This window comes from Streptomyces sp. NPDC020597 (assembly GCF_044335095.1).
Lineage (GTDB): Bacteria > Actinomycetota > Actinomycetes > Streptomycetales > Streptomycetaceae > Streptomyces.
This window is the reverse complement of record NZ_JBIRUL010000005.1, coordinates 224,725-241,852: the sequence shown is the minus strand read 5'-3', so window position 1 is coordinate 241,852 and position 17,128 is coordinate 224,725. Positions and strand designations below refer to the sequence as shown.

14 protein-coding genes are annotated in these 17,128 nt (G+C 71.9%); 6 read left to right on the top strand and 8 right to left on the bottom strand.

Going from position 1 to position 17,128, the window contains the following annotated elements:
* Position 1: 1 nt before the first annotated feature.
* Together pgm and ACH4ZA_RS11890 are read right to left on the bottom strand one after the other, a co-directional pair.
* Positions 2–1,642 (bottom strand): phosphoglucomutase (alpha-D-glucose-1,6-bisphosphate-dependent), encoded by a 1,641-nt coding sequence (pgm, locus tag ACH4ZA_RS11895; RefSeq protein WP_398429124.1) that lies wholly within the window; start codon positions 1,640–1,642, stop codon positions 2–4.
* Between the two features lie 114 nt (positions 1,643–1,756).
* Positions 1,757–1,933 (bottom strand): hypothetical protein, encoded by a 177-nt coding sequence (locus ACH4ZA_RS11890; RefSeq protein ID WP_398429123.1) that lies wholly within the window; start codon positions 1,931–1,933, stop codon positions 1,757–1,759.
* Between the two features lie 187 nt (positions 1,934–2,120).
* On the opposite strand from ACH4ZA_RS11890, the gene ACH4ZA_RS11885 reads away from it, so the two are divergent.
* On the top strand, positions 2,121–2,774 hold the full coding sequence (locus ACH4ZA_RS11885; protein WP_398429122.1) for a lysophospholipid acyltransferase family protein: 654 nt from the start codon (positions 2,121–2,123) through the stop codon (positions 2,772–2,774).
* Positions 2,775–2,950: 176 nt separating this feature from the next.
* Here the strand turns inward: ACH4ZA_RS11885 and ACH4ZA_RS11880 are convergent, their stop codons facing one another.
* Positions 2,951–3,943, bottom strand: coding sequence for a LacI family DNA-binding transcriptional regulator (locus ACH4ZA_RS11880; RefSeq protein WP_398429120.1), 993 nt, complete (start codon positions 3,941–3,943; stop codon positions 2,951–2,953).
* Between the two features lie 293 nt (positions 3,944–4,236).
* On the opposite strand from ACH4ZA_RS11880, the gene ACH4ZA_RS11875 reads away from it, so the two are divergent.
* From ACH4ZA_RS11875 to ACH4ZA_RS11855, 5 genes are all read left to right on the top strand, one after another.
* Positions 4,237–5,163 (top strand): carbohydrate ABC transporter permease, encoded by a 927-nt coding sequence (locus ACH4ZA_RS11875; RefSeq protein WP_057576733.1) that lies wholly within the window; start codon positions 4,237–4,239, stop codon positions 5,161–5,163.
* 4 nt (positions 5,164–5,167) lie between these two features.
* On the top strand, positions 5,168–6,091 hold the full coding sequence (locus tag ACH4ZA_RS11870; protein ID WP_398429119.1) for a carbohydrate ABC transporter permease: 924 nt from the start codon (positions 5,168–5,170) through the stop codon (positions 6,089–6,091).
* An 89-nt stretch (positions 6,092–6,180) separates the two neighbouring features.
* The gene (locus ACH4ZA_RS11865) at positions 6,181–7,518 is read left to right on the top strand and encodes an ABC transporter substrate-binding protein (protein ID WP_398429117.1); all 1,338 of its coding nucleotides are present in this window, start codon (positions 6,181–6,183) and stop codon (positions 7,516–7,518) included.
* Between the two features lie 115 nt (positions 7,519–7,633).
* On the top strand, positions 7,634–9,679 hold the full coding sequence (locus ACH4ZA_RS11860) for a beta-galactosidase (protein WP_398429116.1): 2,046 nt from the start codon (positions 7,634–7,636) through the stop codon (positions 9,677–9,679).
* A gap of 145 nt (positions 9,680–9,824) precedes the next feature.
* Positions 9,825–11,852, top strand: coding sequence for a glycoside hydrolase (locus tag ACH4ZA_RS11855; RefSeq protein WP_398429114.1), 2,028 nt, complete (start codon positions 9,825–9,827; stop codon positions 11,850–11,852).
* 6 nt (positions 11,853–11,858) lie between these two features.
* Here the strand turns inward: ACH4ZA_RS11855 and ACH4ZA_RS11850 are convergent, their stop codons facing one another.
* Genes ACH4ZA_RS11850 through ACH4ZA_RS11830 form a run of 5 tightly spaced genes read right to left on the bottom strand, consistent with a single transcriptional unit; the run spans position 11,859 to position 17,112 of the window.
* Complete coding sequence (locus ACH4ZA_RS11850; protein WP_398429113.1) at positions 11,859–12,761, bottom strand: STM4011 family radical SAM protein; 903 nt, start codon at positions 12,759–12,761, stop codon at positions 11,859–11,861.
* A gap of 10 nt (positions 12,762–12,771) precedes the next feature.
* Positions 12,772–14,112, bottom strand: coding sequence for an STM4012 family radical SAM protein (locus tag ACH4ZA_RS11845; protein ID WP_398429112.1), 1,341 nt, complete (start codon positions 14,110–14,112; stop codon positions 12,772–12,774).
* A complete protein-coding gene (locus ACH4ZA_RS11840; protein ID WP_398429290.1) occupies positions 14,109–14,996 on the bottom strand; it encodes an STM4013/SEN3800 family hydrolase in 888 nt (295 codons plus the stop codon). Before ACH4ZA_RS11840 ends, ACH4ZA_RS11845 begins: the two co-directional genes overlap by 4 nt.
* A gap of 7 nt (positions 14,997–15,003) precedes the next feature.
* Complete coding sequence (locus ACH4ZA_RS11835; RefSeq protein ID WP_398429111.1) at positions 15,004–16,143, bottom strand: STM4014 family protein; 1,140 nt, start codon at positions 16,141–16,143, stop codon at positions 15,004–15,006.
* Positions 16,144–16,155: 12 nt separating this feature from the next.
* Positions 16,156–17,112 (bottom strand): STM4015 family protein, encoded by a 957-nt coding sequence (locus ACH4ZA_RS11830; RefSeq protein ID WP_398429110.1) that lies wholly within the window; start codon positions 17,110–17,112, stop codon positions 16,156–16,158.
* Positions 17,113–17,128: the final 16 nt, after the last annotated feature.

Genomic DNA, 17,128 nt, shown 5'->3' with positions numbered 1-17,128 from the left:
CTCAGCCGCCCAGTGCCGCGTCGACCACGTCCTTGGCCTCGTCCTGGACCCGGCGCAGGTGGTCGGGGCCGAGGAAGGACTCGGCGTAGATCTTGTAGACGTCCTCGGTGCCCGACGGTCGGGCCGCGAACCAGGCGTTCTCGGTGGTCACCTTGATGCCGCCGATGGAGGCGCCGTTGCCCGGGGCCTCGGTGAGCACGGCGGTGACCGCCTCGCCGGCCAGGGTGTCGGCGGTGACCTGCGCGGGCGACAGCCTGCCCAGCAGCGCCTTCTCCTCCCGGGTGGCCGGGGCGTCGATACGGGCGTAGGCGGGGGCGCCGAAGCGGTCGGTGAGCGCCGCGTAGTGCTCGGAGGGGGTCTTCCCGGTGACCGCCGTGATCTCGGACGCCAGCAGCGCCAGGATGATGCCGTCCTTGTCGGTCGTCCAGACGGATCCGTCGCGGCGCAGGAAGGACGCTCCCGCCGACTCCTCGCCGCCGAAGCCGAGCGAGCCGTCCACCAGGCCGTCCACGAACCACTTGAAGCCGACCGGCACCTCGACCAGCCGGCGTCCGAGGTCGCCGGCGACGCGGTCGATCATGGAGGACGACACCAGTGTCTTGCCGACGCCCGCGCTCGCGGGCCACTGCTCGCGGTGCGCGTAGAGGTAGGCGATGGCCGCGGCCAGATAGTGGTTGGGGTTCATCAGGCCCGCGTCGGGGGTGACGACGCCGTGCCGGTCGGCGTCGGCGTCGTTCCCCGTGGCGATGTCGAACCGGTCGCGCTGCCCGATGAGGGAGGCCATCGCGTACGGCGACGAGCAGTCCATGCGGATCTTGCCGTCCCAGTCCAGCGTCATGAACCGCCAGGTGGGGTCGGTCAGCGGGTTGACCACCGTCAGGTCGAGGCGGTGCTGCTCGGCGATCCTGCCCCAGTAGGCCACCGAGGCCCCGCCCAGCGGGTCGGCGCCGATGCGCACGCCGGCGGCCCGGATCGCGTCCAGGTCGAGGACGGCGGGCAGGTCGGCGACGTACGCGCCGAGGAAGTCGTACCGCTGCGTCGTGGGGGCGGCGAGGGCCCGCGCGTAGGGGACGCGCCGGACGTCCTTCAGACCGGACACGATGATCTCGTTGGCCCGGTCCTGGATCCAGGAGGTGGCGTCGGAGCCCGCGGGCCCGCCGCTCGGCGGGTTGTACTTGAAGCCGCCGTCGGCGGGCGGATTGTGCGAGGGGGTGACCACGACGCCGTCGGCGAGGGCGGCGGTGCGCCCTCGGTTGTGGGTCAGGATCGCGTGCGAGACGGCGGGTGTGGGCGTGTAGCCGTCGGCGCCGTCGACGAGCACGGTGACGCCATTGGCCGCGAACACCTCGAGGGCGGTGACCCGGGCCGGCTCGGACAGGGCGTGACTGTCGACCCCGAGGAAGAGGGGACCGTCGGTGCCCTGCGCGGCCCGGTACTCGCAGATGGCCTGGCTGGTGGCCGCGATGTGGTCCTCGTTGAACGCGGTGTTGAGCGACGATCCGCGATGGCCCGAGGTGCCGAACGCCACGCGCTGCGCCGGGTCGGCCGGGTCCGGGTGCAGCGCGTAGTACGCGGTGACCAGCCGGGCGACGTCGACGAGATCCTCGGGTCCGGCCGTCCGGCCCGCTCGCTCGTGCTGCATGTGCCCGCTCCTCCACGTCGGTCGACCATTGCCGTGCGGTCCCATCTTCCCTCGTGGCAAGGGCTGTCCGCGAGTACGGACCGGCTTTCCGCACGCGGGGCGCCGGCCGCGCGCTCAGCGTCGGCGGCCGCGCACCGCCCATCCGCTGCCGATGCCCGCGACATGGAGGGCCAGCGCGGTCAGGCCGAGGAGCATGATGTTGGTGGAGGTGAAGGTGTCGTTGGTGGAGATGTCCGCCGCGTTGATCAGGAAGGCGACGAAGAACAGCACTGCCGAGACGATGGCGACCACGGGGTCCGTCCTTTCGGGGTGGGGGCTCCTCCAGGAGCCGCTGTTCTGCGCATGCCCCCGACCGGGCTGTGAACACCGGTGCGTGCGGGAGGCGTTCGGCGGGGGGATCTGAGTAGCGGTACTCAGGCGTGGCCTGCCGTGACCCAGGACACTGATGCTCCGACCGCCCTTACGGAGAGGCATCCTCGTGTTCAGCCGTGCTGTCATCGCCCTGACGCCGCTCTTCGGGCGGCTCACCGTCACCAGTGAGATCAAGCTGCGTCTGCCCGCGGGCAGCATCTTCGTGGCCAACCACGACTCCCTGGCCGACCCCGCCGTCGTCATGGCCGCCCTGCACCGGTTCGAGCTGGACCCGGTGGTCATGGCGACCGCAGGGCTGTGGCGCATACCGCTGCTCGGCCGGGCGCTGACGCGGGCGGGACACATCCCGGTCCACCGTCGTACGGCGCATGCGGCGCTGGCCCTCGACGCCGCCGCCGAGGCGCTGGCGGGCGGCCGGCACGTGCTCCTGTACGGCGAGGGCGGGCTGCCGCGCCGCAGGGACGCCGCGGCGACCGCGCCCGAACCGTTTCGCACCGGGCTGGCCCGCCTGGCGCAGACGACGGGCGCGCTCGTCGTGCCGGTGGGCCACGCGGGCGCCCGGCGCATCGCCTCCGGCTCGGCCGCCAAGCAGTTGGCCGGCACGTTGACGGCGCCGGTCCGGCGCCCGCACTGCCACGTCCACCTGGGCGCGCCGCTGCGGCTGCCCGCGGAGACCGAGCGCGGGACGACGGCGGCCCGGCTCGCCGTCACCACGGCCTGGCGCACCGCGGCCCGGGCCGTGGGCGAGCACCCGAGCTGACCGGCCCCGGGCGGACACAGGCGCGCGGTCGCCGAGCATCCCTGCCCGGCGCGAGCGGCCCCGGGCGGGGCCGGAGCACCTTCCCGGACGAGCACCGCCTGCGCCACCCGCCACCCCCACCCAGCACGCTCGGCGCGCTCACGCTCACGCGCCCGGGCCCGCCGGCGGCGCCGGCGTCAGTGCGCGCCGGGCGGCGCGGCGGTGCTCTGCCGGAGCACGAGCCGCGTCGGCACCAGCGTGGTCCCGTGCTCGGCGCCGTCCGGGCGCATCTTGCGCAGCACGGCCTGGACGCACAGCCGGCCCACCTCGGCGAAGTCCTGGTGCAGGGTGGTGAGCGGGGGCAGGAAGGAACTCGCTTCGGGGATGTCGTCGAAACCGATGACGCTGACGTCCTCGGGCACCCGGCGGCCGCCTTCGTGCAGGGCGCGGAGCAGACCCAGGGCCATCTGGTCGTTGGCCGCGAAGACGGCCGTGCACTCCTCGCGGGCCGCGAGCTCGAGGCCGGCCCGGTAGCCGGACTCCGCCGACCAGTCGCCGCGGACCAGCGGCGGGGCCGGACGGCCCGCCTCGGCGAGAGCGGCGCGCCAGGCGTCCGCGCGGCGTTGGGCGGCGAACGAGCCCTCGGGTCCGCCGAGGTGCCAGACGGTGCGGTGACCGAGGTCGAGCAGGTGCTGGACGGCGTTGCGGGTGCCGCCGGCCTGGTCGGTGTCGACGACGGTGTAGTGGTCGCCGGCGTCGGAGTCCACCACGACGACCTGGACGTGCGGCGGGAGTTTGACGGTCGCCGCGTCGAGCAGGTGCACCTCCATGATGACGATCACCGCGTCGACCGCCAGTTCCTCCAGCCGGGAGAACGCGCCGCGCACCTCGTCGGAGGTGGGGACGGCCACCGGGAGCAGCGTCACCGCGTAGCCCTCCTCGGCCGCGGAGGTGGCGATCGCCTCGAGCGTGCGCACGTTGCCGGTGGTGGACAGCGTGAAGGTGATGACGCCTATCGTGCGGAACTCCCCGCGCTTGAGGGCCCGCGCGGCGCTGTTGGGCCGGTAGCCGAGCTCTCTCATGGCCTCGAGCACCTGCCGGCGGGTCTCCTCGTTGACCCCGGCGTACCCGTTGGAGACCCGGGACACCGTCTGCGAGGACACCCCCGCGAGCCGCGCGACATCCGCCATGGAGGCCGTGGCCCGCACACGCCGTGACCCCTTCGCCGGTGTTCTTTCGGCCATGCTCACCCCGTGTGCCCACCTCTCTGTCGGCTCAGCTGTCCCGGTCTCCCCGGAGGGCCCTTGACCATCGTTATCGGGGCAGTGTAGACATGCCGCCATCAGATGTTTACGTAAACATAACAGCTTTGTACAGCCCCCTTGCGTGGCTGATGTTTACGCAAACATCATGGTGGCGATGGGGCGACCGGAAATCTCCGCGCACCATCGCCGGTTCCAGGACTGGACGAGCGAGGAACTACATGACGACGCTGCAACCGCCGGTGGCCGCCGAGCCGCGGCCGGCACCGCCTCCGGCGAAACGGGACCGCCGCTCCTGGACCGGGTGGGGTTTCCTCGGTCCGTTCGTGGCCGTGTTCGCGCTGGTCTTCCTGGCCCCGATCGTGTACTCGATCTACCTCAGCCTCTTCCGCAACCAGCTCATCGGCGGAAACCAGTTCGTCGGCCTGGACAACTACACGCGGGCCCTGCAGGACGACGCCTTCTGGGGCGCGGTCGGCCGGGTGGCGCTCTTCCTGGCCGTGCAGGTGCCGCTGATGCTCGGCATCGCCCTGCTGGTGGCGCTCGCACTGGACAGCGGCCGGCTGTACGGCAAGAGCTTCTTCCGGATTACGATCTTCCTCCCGTACGCCGTGCCCGCCGTGGTCGCCACCCTGATGTGGGGCTTCATGTACGGCACCAAGTACGGCCTGGTGGGCGACATCAACTCCGCGTTCGGCGTCACCCTGCCCGACCTGCTCTCCCCCGGCTGGGTGCTCGCGTCCATCGGCAACATCGTGACCTGGGAGTTCGTCGGCTACAACATGCTGATCTTCTACTCGGCGCTGCGCGTCGTGCCGACCTCGCTGTACGAGGCGGCGGAGATCGACGGCGCCGGTCAGTGGCGGATCATCCGCTCGATCAAGCTGCCCGCGATCCGGGGAGCGATCGTCATCGCCACGATCTTCTCGATCATCGGCAGCTTCCAGCTCTTCAACGAGCCGAGCATCCTGCGTCCGCTGGCGCTCAACTCCATCACGACGGACTTCACGCCGAACTTCTACACGTACTCGCTGTCGTTCAACGGCCAGCAGCACAACTACTCCGCGACGGTGGCCATCATCATGGGCGTCATCACGATGGTCGTCGCCTACGCCGTCCAGCTGCGCGGCATGCGCAAGGAAGCGTGACCCGATGAGCACCTCTGTCGCCGCCTCCCCCGCGAAGAGCGCCGCGCCCCGACTGCGGACCCCGCGCAAGAAGCACACCCCCGGCAAGCCGAAGCGCAACGTGCTGCTGACGGTGCTGATGGCCCTGATGGTCCTCTACACCGTGGTGCCGCTGATCTGGCTGATCATCAACTCGACGAAGACCCAGTCCGGCCTGGCCGACTCCAACGGCCTGTGGTTCGCCCGCGACTTCGCGCTGTGGGACAACGTCCGGGACACCTTCACCTACCACGACGGCATCTTCGGCCGCTGGCTGCTGAACACCCTGCTGTACGTGGGACTCGGCGCGGGCGGCGCGACGTTGCTGGCCGTGCTCGGCGGGTACGCGCTGGCGAAGTTCCAGTTCCCCGGCAGGCGCGCCGTGTTCGCCGTGGTGATCGGCGCGGTGGCCGTGCCGGGTACGGCACTGGCGGTGCCCACCTTCCTGATGTTCAGCAAGATGGGGCTGACCGACACCCCCTGGGCGGTCATCATCCCGTCGCTGGTGTCGCCGTTCGGCCTCTATCTGATGTGGGTGTTCGCCGCCGAGGCGATCCCGACCGAGCTGCTGGAGGCGGCCCGGATGGACGGGGCGAGCGAGGTGCGGACCTTCTTCCAGGTCGCGCTGCCGCTGCTGGCCCCCGGGATCGTGACCGTGCTGCTGTTCACCACGGTCGCCACCTGGAACAACTACTTCCTCCCGCTGATCATGCTGAAGGACCCGAACTGGTACCCGCTGACGCTGGGCCTGAGCGCCTGGAGCTCCCAGGCGCAGACCATCGGCGGTGACGTGATCTTCAACCTGGTGATCACGGGGTCCCTGCTGACGATCCTTCCGCTGATCGCCGCCTTCCTGTTCCTCCAGAAGTACTGGCAGTCCGGCCTCGCCGCCGGAAGCGTCAAGGAGTGACGTGGACGGCCCCCTCAAGCCCCCCATTTGAGCCTTACCAGCACCACCCCCACCCTCACCTGTCCCACCCACGAAGAAGTGGAAGCCCCATGCGCAGAACAACGAGCCGCATACTGCGCGGCATCGCCCTCGTCTCCACCCTGGCCCTGGGCGTCACCGCCTGCGGCGGCTCGGACGACGGATCCGACACCAAGGCCGTCTCCGCCGGCGACATCCAGGCAGCGCTGGACAAGGGCGGCGACATCACGGTCTGGGCCTGGGAGCCCACCCTGAAGACCGTGGCCGCGGACTTCCAGAAGAAGTACCCGAAGGTCAAGGTCAACCTGGTCAGCGAGCGCTCCGGCGACAAGCACTACACCGCGCTGTCCAACGCGATCTCGGCCGGCAAGGGCGTGCCGGACGTCGCCCAGGTCGAGTACTTCGCCCTCGGCCAGTACTCCCTGACCAAGGGCCTCACCGACCTGGCCCCCTACGGCGCGGACAAGCTCGCGTCGAAGTACACGCCGGGCCCGTGGAACGCGGTCAGCGACGGCGACAAGGTCTACGGCCTGCCGATGGACTCGGGTCCGATGGCGCTGTTCTACAACAAGACGGTCTTCGACAAGTACAAGATCGCCGTCCCCACCACCTGGGACGAGTACCTGGACGCGGCCCGCAAGCTCCACAAGGCCGACCCGAAGGCCTACATCACCAGCGACCTCGGTGACGCGGGCCTGACCACCTCCCTGCTGTGGCAGGCCGGTTCGCGCCCCTACAAGGTCGACGGCACCAAGCTCGGCATCAACTTCGACGACGCCGGCGCCAAGAAGTACGAGGCGGTCTGGCAGCAGCTGATCAGCGAGAAGCTGCTCGCCCCGGTCAACGGCTGGACGGACGACTGGTACAAGGGCCTTGGCGACGGCACCATCGCCACCCTCGCCACGGGCGCCTGGATGCCCGCCAACTTCAGCACCGGCGTCCCGAACGCCAAGGGCCAGTGGCGCGCGGCGCCGATGCCGGCCTGGACCAAGGGCGACAAGGCGAGCGCGGAGAACGGCGGCAGCTCGCTGGCCGTCCCGGCGCTGGCCAAGAACAAGGAACTCGCCTACGCCTTCACCGAGTACGCCAACGCCGGCGCAGGCGTCGCCAGCCGTGTCAGCGAGGGCGCCTTCCCCGCCACCAAGGCGGAGCTCGCGTCGCCCGCGTTCCAGAGCAAGAAGTTCGACTACTTCGACGGCCAGGAGGCGAACAAGATCTTCGCCGACTCCGCCGCGAACGTGGCGAGCGACTGGTCGTACCTTCCGTTCCAGCCCTACGCCAACTCGATCTTCAACGACACGGTCGGCAAGGCGTACGTCTCCGGCACCAAGCTGGCGGACGGCCTGAAGGCCTGGCAGGACGCCTCGGTCAAGTACGGCGAGGAGCAGGGCTTCACCATCCAGAAGTAGACGGCGAAGCAGTCGACCGCGAAGCGGTCGGCACAGCACCAGCACAGCAGTAAACGCCGGGCGGCGCGGCACCCGGGCCGCGCCGCCCCCGTGCACCACCTTCGGAAGGACCGCCATGATCTCCACCCTCCAGTCCCGCATGCTGAGCGGGGCGGACGGTGACCCCGCTCCGCGTCTGGCCTACGGCGCCGACTACAACCCCGAGCAGTGGCCCAGGGACGTGTGGGAGGAGGACGTCCGGCTGATGCAGGAGGCCGGCGTCACCGTCGTCTCCGTGGGGATCTTCTCCTGGGCCCGCATCCAGCCGGGCCCGGACACCTGGGACTTCGGCTGGCTCGACGAGGTCATGGACCTGCTGCACGCCGGCGGGATCGGCGTCGACCTGGCCACCGCCACCGCCTCCCCGCCGCCGTGGCTGACCACCGCCCACCCCGAGATCCTGCCGGTCACGGCGAACGGCGAGACCCTGTGGCCGGGGGCGCGCCAGCACTGGCGGCCCACCTCGCCGGTCTTCCGCGAGCACGCCCTGCGGCTGGTCCGGGAGATCGCCGGCCGCTACAAGGACCACCCGGCGCTGGTGGCCTGGCACGTATCCAACGAGCTCGGCTGCCACAACGTCTACGACTACTCCGACGACGCGGCCCGCGCCTTCCGGGTCTGGCTGCGCGCCCGCTACGGCTCGCTCGACGCCCTCAACCACGCCTGGGGCACGGCGTTCTGGTCGCAGCGTTACAGCGACTGGGAGCAGATCCTGCCGCCCCGGCTGGCCGCCTCGCACCCCAACCCGACCCAGCAGCTCGACTTCAAGCGGTTCTCCTCGGACGCCCTCAAGGACCACCTCGTGGCCGAGCGGGAGATCCTGCGGGAGATCACCCCCGAGATCCCGGTCACCACCAACTTCATGGTGATGGGCGGCACCAGGGGCATGAACTACCCGGACTGGGCGAGCGAGATCGACTTCGTCTCCAACGACCACTACGTGCACCCCGGCCCGCAGGACCGCGACGAGCTGTCGTTCAGCGCGAACCTCGTCAGCGGCATCGCCGGGGGCCGGCCGTGGTTCCTGATGGAGCACTCCACCAGCGCGGTCAACTGGCAGCACGTCAACGTGGCCAAGCGGCCCGGCGACCTGGCCCGCGACTCGCTGCTGCACGTGGCACACGGCGCCGACGCGGTGTGCTTCTTCCAGTGGCGGCAGTCCGCGGCGGGCGCCGAGAAGTACCACTCGGCGATGGTTCCGCACGCCGGCGCCGACAGCGACCTCTTCCGCGCGGTCGCCGACCTCGGCGCGCAGCTCAAGACACTGGCCCCGGTGGCCGGTTCGGAGCGCGAACCCGCGTCCGTCGGCATCCTCTACGACTGGGAGTCGTGGTGGGCGAGCGAGCAGGACTCGCACCCCACCGCCCTGCTGGACTACCGGCAGGAGGCGCTCGACTGGTACTCGGCCCTGCTCGCCCTCGGCGTCCGCGCCGACCTCGTCACCACCCGCGCCGACCTCTCCCGGCACCGGGTGCTCGTCGCGCCCGTGCTGCACGTCGTCCCCGCCGAGCTCGCCAAGGAGCTCACCCGGTACGCCGAGCAGGGCGGCCACCTCGTCACCACGTACTTCTCCGGGATCGTCGACGAGAACGACCACGTCTGGCTCGGCGGTTACCCGGGCGCCCTGCGCGACCTGCTCGGCCTGCGCATCGAGGAGTTCGGCCCGCTGCTCGCCGGGGAGAGCGTGGAGCTCGACGACTCCACCTGGGGCACCCTGTGGACGGACCGGATCGCCGTGACCGACGACGACACCGAGGTGCTGGCGCACTACCGCACCGGAGTGCACGCCGGCCGTCCCGCCGTCACCCGGCGGTCCACGGGCGCCGGCTCCGCCTCGTACGTCTCCACGCGGCTGGGCGTCGACGGCCTCAGGTCGCTGCTGCCGAGGCTGCTGGACCCGGCCGGCGTCGGCAGTGAGCTGCCCGCAACCGCGCGGGGCAAGGTCGAGCTGACCGTCCGCCGCGGCGCCGGGGAACGGTTCCTGTTCCTCGTCAACCGGACCGACGCGACCGTGCCGGTGAGCGGGCTTGAGGGAGAGATCCTGATCGGCTCCGCCGGCCCCGACGGCGCCCCCGTGCTCGGCCCGCGGGAGGTCGCCGTCCTGCGACAGCCCGCGGGCTAGTCAGGCCCCGCCGCACGTCGCCTCGTCGCACCGCATCCCCCCACGACTCCCCGGCTCGGCACTGTGCCGCGCCGGGGGCCATCCCCTGCCGCCCGCGCGGCGGCAGGGGCCCACCACAGCGACCGCACCGCAGTTGGGAGCACAGATGGCACGCCGTACCCGCAGCAAACGGACCCTCGGGGCCGCCGCACTCACCGCACTGGCCACCGGGGCCGCGCTTCTCGGCGTCCCCGTGCAGGCGCACGCCGAGGCCGCCGTCACCGTGACGCCGGACCCTTCGTACCAGCAGCAGAAGTTCGAGGGCTGGGGCACCAGCCTGGTCTGGTTCGCGAACGCCACCGGCGACTATCCTCCGGCGGTCCGCGAGAAGCTCTACAAGCTGCTCTTCGGCGACGACGGCCTCGCGCTGAACATCGCCCGCTACAACATCGGCGGCGGCAACGCACCGGACGTGAAGGACTACCTGCGCGCGGGCGGCGCTGTCGAGGGCTGGTGGAAGGCCCCCGCCGGCACCACCCGCGAGGACACCGACTGGTGGAGCGCGGACGACCCGGCGGACTGGAACAAGAACGCCGACGCCACCCAGCGCTGGTGGGTGGACCGCATCAAGAAGGACATCACCCACTGGGAGACGTTCAGCAACTCCCCGCCGTGGTTCATGACGGAGAGCGGTTACGTCTCGGGCGGGTTCAACGCCAACACCGACCAGCTGAAGGCCGACTCGGTCGACGACTTCGCCGCCTACATCGCGGGCGCGACCAGGCGGCTGGAGAAGGCCGAGGGCATCAAGGTCGACACCGTCGACCCGTTCAACGAGCCCAACACCGGCTACTGGGGCACCCGCCTCGACGCGAACGGCCTGCCGGTCGGGGGCCGCCAGGAGGGCGCCCACATCGGTCCCGCGCTCCAGCAGAAGGTGCTCGCCGCACTGGCGCCCGCGCTGAAGAAGGCGAAGACCAAGGCGAAGATATCGGCGATGGACGAGACCAACCCGTCCATCTTCGCGACCAACTGGAACTCCTACTCGCAGGCCTCCAAGGACCTCGTGGACCAGATGAACGTCCACACCTACGGCACCGGGCAGCGCACCACGGTCCGCGACCTCGCCAAGGCCGCCGACAAGCCGCTGTGGATGAGCGAGGTCGAGGGCGACTGGGGCGACGGGCAGAGCTTCACCGACATGCGCCCGGGCCTCGGGCTCGCCCAGCAGATGGTGAACGACCTGCGCGAACTGGAGCCCAGCGCCTGGGTGTTCTGGCAGCCGGTCGAGGACTACGACAACATGAAGCCGGGCGGCGAGTCCGCCAAGGGCGGCAACTGGGGCGAGGTCCAGCTCCCGTTCAGCTGCACCAGGGCGGACACCCTGAAGTCGTGCCCGATCTACACGAACACCAAGTTTGACACGGCCCGCAACTTCACGCACTTCATCAAGCCCGGCGACAGGCTGATCAAGGTGGACGACACCTCCAGCGCCGCCGCCGTGACCAAGGACGGCAAGGGCCTCTCCCTCGTCCACGTCAACTCCACCACCGCGGCCCGCACGGTCACCATCGACCTGTCGAAGTTCCGCACCGTCAAGCGGGGCGCCACCGTCACACCGACCGTGACCAGCGCCGACGGCAAGCTGAAGCAGCAGGCCCCGGTGAAGGTCGTCGACGGCAAGGCCACCTACACCGTCCCGGCCCAGTCCGTGACCTCCTTCGCCGTCAAGGGCGTCTCGGGCGTCGCCAAGAACGCCGCCCTGTTCAGCAAGGGCCACTCGTACACGCTGACCGGCGTGCAGAGCGGCAAGGCCGTGACCGTGGCCGCCAACGGCTCCAACCTGGTCATCGGCTCGGCCAACGGCGCCGTCGCACAGCAGTGGCAGCTGGATGCCCGGTACGGCGAGAAGGGCGCCCGTCAGCACTACGTGTTCGCCAACCCCGCCGAGGGCAAGCGCCTCGCGGTCCGCGACAACGTGCCGGTGGCCGAGCCCGACACCGGCAAGCGCGACCCCGCCACCGAGTGGATCATGTCGAGCACCGGTGACGGCACGTGGACCCTGGTCAACACGGCCACCGGACGTCTCCTCGAGGTCGGCGGCCAGGCGACGAACGAGGGCGCGGCCGTGACGACGTGGCAGGCCAACTCCGGCGCCAACCAGCGCTGGAGGGTCACCGACGTCACCCCGTAGCGCCCGCTAGCCGTTGGGCTCCGCCCGCATCGCGATCGTCGTGATGCGGGCGGAGCCGTGTGCGGGGGCGGCCGCCGGGATCCGTTCCAGGACGCCGCCGGCGAAGACGTCGTACAGCGGAAGCGTCTCCAGGTGCACATAGCCGATGTGGCAGTCGCACACGGCCAGCGGGCAGGGGCGCGGGCGCAGCACGGCGCGGTACGAGCCGTCGTAGAGGTTGCCCAGCTCGGCGCGGACGAAGTGACAGCGGCGCACCGTGCCGTCCCCGTCGACGGAGATCACGGACTCTCCGGTGCGGCAGGGCAGGCCGGCGCTGCGGTGCGGGTGGCGGCTGTAGGGGAACAGCGGGTCGAGGGCCGTCCACAGGTCGGCCTCGGCGTCCTCGTAGACGTGGTCCTCGGCGGCGTTGATCCACAGGTAGACGTGCCCGGGCAGGTCCGCGCGCAGGCGGCGGGCCGCGTCGAGGTGTTCGGGCAGGCCGACGACGCCGACGCTGAACCGGACGCCCCGGTCCACGAGGTCGCGGCATTTGGCGAGGAAGCGGTCGTAGGGCGTCTGGCCCGGGTGGTAGGTGCACCACAGGGCCAGGGTGGCGGGGTCGGCGTCGGCGAGCCACTCGGTGCGGCAGCTGAGGTTGGTCTGCACGGCGACGCGGCGGATGTGCGGGAGGCGGGAGAGGTCGGCGAGCGTGCGCCGGTACCAGGAGCGGACCAGGCTCTCCCCCCACGGCGTGAACAGCAGCGACAGCCGGTCGTCGGTGCGGGACGCGGCCCAGTGCGCGAACCGTTCGAGGGCGGCCCGGTCGGCGCGCAGCTGCGCCGTGCTGTCACGCCGCTTGGCGAACGGGCAGTAGGGGCAGTCGTAGTCGCAGGACGCGAGTGGGCCGCGGTAGAGCAGGGTCAGGTCCATGACGGCCTCCTCACTTGCGCTCGTAGGCGGCCATCGCGGCGCGGACGGCCGGGGAGAACAGGTCCGGGCCGACGGCGTCGGAGTGGGCGAGCCCTTCGGGGGTGAGGCGCAGCCGTGCGCGGTCGCCGGTGAGCCAGCCCCGGTCGGCGAACGCGGCGAGCTCCGGGCCGAAGTCCTCGGCGGGGGCGCTGCCGAAGCGGGCCCGGTAGTCGTCGACGTCCACTCCCGTGGCCTGCAGGAGTGACTGCAGGAGGTGCCGGCGGCGGGACTCGTCGCGGGTCATCGGGTGACCGACCTCGGCGTGCGCGAAGTCGGTCGTGCTCACGTAGTCGTCGACGATGCCCCGGATCTCGTGCATGCCGACCGCGTAGTCGAAGGAGTAGTGCAGTGCGGCCGTGTAGGAGCGCGCGCCGCAGCCGAGGCCGATCATGCCGTCGGTCTGGCAGGCGTAGTCGTCGGCGCCCTGGGCGGGGGCGTCGGCCCGGCGGAACATCCGCATGGACTGCTGGGTGTAACCGTGCGCGAGGAGATGGTCGCGGCCGCTGCGGTACAGGCTCAGGCGCTGGGCGTCCCAGGCCGGGTCCGAGCCCGTCGTGGTGCGCCGGCCGAGGCCGGTGAGGGGGCGGACGTAGAGCGGGTAGAGGTAGAGCTCCTCGGGCCGCCAGGCGAGCGCCGCGTCCAGGGAGTGCAGCCAGCTGCGCTCGGTCTGGCCGTCGATGCCGTAGATGAGGTCGATGTTGAGGACCGGGATGCGGGCCTCGCGGACGCGGGCGAGGGCGGTCTCGACGTCGGCGCGGCGCTGCGGGCGTACGGCGGCCCGTGCCTCGGTCTCGACGAAGCTCTGGACGCCCAGGCTGAGCCGGGTGGCGCCGCGCTCCGCAAGGACGGCGAGCCGGTCGGCGGTGGCCGTCGCGGGCGAGGCCTCGACGGAGAGCGGGACGGCGCGCAGGTCGGCGCCCATGCGGTGCTCGGCGATGTCGCAGAGGCGCTCCAGCTCGGCGGCGGTGAGGAAGGTGGGCGTGCCGCCGCCGAAGGCCGCCGTGGCGAACCGGACGCCGCCGGTGTCGCCCAGCGCCTCGCGCACGGCGGTCGCCTGCCGTTCCAGGGCGTCCAGGTAGGCGCCGGTCAGGCCGTCGGGCGCGCCGACGCGGGTGAAGAGGTTGCAGAAGCCGCAGCGGACCTCGCAGAACGGTATGTGCAGGTAGAGCGAGAGGGCGTCCTTGGGCTCGGCGGCCCACAGATCCGCAAGGAGGGGACGGCCGGGCAGCGGCCGGTAGGCCGTCTTGTGCGGGTAGGCGTAGACGTAGTGCTGGTACGGGCTGGTGCGGGTGACCGGCTCGGCGGTGGTCATCGGGCGGTCTCCGTCGGACGGGGTGCGGGGTCACTGGGTGCGGGGTCACTGGGTGCGGGGTCACTGGGTGCGGGGTCACTGGGTGCGGCGTCGAGGAAGAAGTGCGCGTACGGGACGGTCCACACGCACTCGTGGCCCAGGCGGTGACCGGTGTAGCCGTCGTCGCCGTAGGCGGTGCCGTGGTCGGAGCAGACGACGGCGAAGCAGCGGCGTCTGCTGCTCGCGGCGGCGAAGAGCCGTCCGATGTGCCGGTCCACGTACTCGAGCGCGGCGGCGTGCGTCGCACGGCTGTCGCCCGCCTCGCGGGTCGCGCCGGGCAGGTGGAACCAGTTCGGCTGGTGCAGGGCGGAGACGTTCACGAAGAGGAACAGCCTCTGTTCGGCGGGGAGTTCGCCGATGACGCGTTCCGCGCAGGCGATCTGGTTCTCGAAGGAGTGCGGCGAGGTGACGCCGAACTCCGGTGCCCAGTGCGACTCGTGGAAGAGGCCCGGCAGTACCGAGCCGAGCGGCCCCTGTTTGTTGAAGAAGCCCACTCCCCCGATGCAGACGGTGCGGTAGCCGGCCTGCGCGAGACCGGAGACCAGGTCCGGGGTGTCGTAGACGAACGTGCCGCCGGCGGTGGTCTCGCTGCCCGTGAAGCTCGCCGCGAACAGGCGCGGGTGCGGGCCGGGGGCGGCCGGGGTGGGCAGGAAGCCGGCGAAGATCGCCTGGTGGGAGGCGTAGGTGAAGCTGCCCGGTGCGTGCCGTTCCTCCCAGCGGCCGCCGGGCAGACGCCGGGCCAGGTGCGGGATGCGGCCCGCCCCGGCCAGCTCGGCGGCCACGTCGTACCGCAGGGTGTCCAGGGTGACGAGGAGGATGTCGTGGCTGCCGACGACGTCGTTCATGTCGGGGTCAGGCATGCGGTGTTCCTGTTCCGTGCGGGACGGGACCGCGCAGCACGGCCGCCACCTGGGCCGCGTACGTGTCCTGGCCCTCCGCCCCGCCGCCGGGCAGCCCGGTGAGCCGGGGCAGCAGGTCGCCGAAGGCGTTGACCTCGCCGATCGCGGCCCTGCGCCAGCCGACGGCCGGCAGCAGGTCGACGCCCACGCACAGGGTGCGCGGGAAGCAGGCCGCGGCCTGCTCGCACACGCCGAGCACGTCGGCCCAGCGGGCGCCCGCCGCCTCGACGGCCTCACGGGCGGTGTCCAGATCGCCGCGCCGGCCCCCGAGGTGGAGGTTGGTCAGGGGCGAGCGGCTGGTGCGGACGACGGCGTGGGTGGCGCGGCCGGCCACGACGACGACCCGGAGGTCGGCGGCCCTGCCGTGCTGGGAGGCCTTCGGCAGCCAGCGTTCCAGGTGCAGTCCGTCCGGGGCGAGCGCGTCGACGACGGCCGCGACGTCCTGCTCGCGTTCGTAGCGGCGCACCCGGAGGGAGTTGTACAGGGCGCCGTCGGCGGTCAGTTCGACGGAGGTGGTGGCCCTGATGCGGCCGCCGCCCGTCTCGACGGCGAGGACCCCCGACGCGGACGACCCGTGCGCCGGCTTCACGAAGAGCCGGGGCATCCGGTGCTCGCGCATCACGGCGCGCACGTCGTCCCAGCCGCGCACCGGCGTGCCGTGCGGGCCCGAGGTGGGCGAGGCGGGCACCGGGACGCCCGCCGCGCGCAGGACGCCGTGACAGAGCCGTTTGTCGAAGAGCACGGCCAGGTCGTCCGGGTCGGTGAGCCGGACTCCGCCGCGCAGACTGCGCACGGCGGCGACGAATCCCGCGTACCAGCGGGCCGAACCCTCGACCCGGGTGGGATCCTGGGCGCCCCGCAGCAGGCGGTCGACCTCGTGATTCTCCCCGGGTGAGTCGATCCGGACGATCTCGTCGTCGGCGAAGTCGGCTCCCCGGGCGCGCAGGACGTCCGCCCAGGAGACGATCCGCGGTGCGGGCAGTCCGGCCGTCCGCACGGCCACCTCGAAGAGGGCGACCCGGCGGTTCTCGGGGTTGGCGACCACCGCGAGTCGCGGCAGGGGATCACTCACCGGCGCAGGCGTGCCGTCCATGGGCGTCGTCGCTCACTCCCCCACGGCGACGTATCGCCACACCGTGCCGTCGTCGTCCGCGTCCTCCTCGGCGTCGCCGCGGTCGAGGTCCACCTCGACGCCCGCGGCCCCGAGGGTCTGCCGGACGCGCTCCTGGAGCTGCTCGCCGAGGTAGTGGTGGTGCAGGTCCAGCTTCCTGAGATGGGTGAGCGGCTGTCCGCCGAGCAGGGCGGCGGCGCCCTCGTCCGTCAGCACTCCCATGGAGAGGTCCAGCACCTCCAGCCGGGCCACCACCGGGGCCGCCGCGACCGCGACGGCCACCGCGTCCTGTATCTCGCTGTTGCGCAGGGCCAGGTGGCGCAGGAGGGGCAGCCGGGCGCCGGACAGGATCGGCTCGAGGTCGGCCGCCTCGCTGTCGCCGCCGTATTCGGGCGTGCCCAGCCACAGGTCCAGGTGCTCCAGCGCGGGCAGGTCGCTGCCGGCCACTCCGCGCACGACCTCGGCGGGCAGTCCGCCCGTCTCGATCACCAGCCGGCGCAGCGCGCCGTGGCGCACGGCGGGGAAGCGCAGCCCGGACCCGCCGCGCACCCCGAGCTCCTCCAGCGCGGGGAACGCCGTCAGGAGCGGGGTGACGTCGGTCTGGTTGATCCAGGAGATCTCGCACTCCTCCATCACCATGTCGCCGAGGAACAGCGCGCGCAGGGCCGGGAACCGGTCCCGGGCGGCGGTCAGCGCCTCGACGACGGCGCCGGGGTCCTCCTCGTAGGCCTCCTCCCACGCTCCGACGATCAGCGCCTTCACGCGGGTGGTGTCGACCGCGGCGCAGAAGCGGGCGAACGCGTCCGTCCACTTCTCGCCGGAGTCGTAGACGTCGGCGCCGACGCGCCAGGCCACGGCGTCCGGTTCGACCGGGCGCGGCTTGTGCCCGGCGCCGGGGAACGTGTAGGCGGGCAGCCCGTGGAGCGCCTCGAGGTGTTCACCGATGGTCATACGGCTGCTCCCGGGG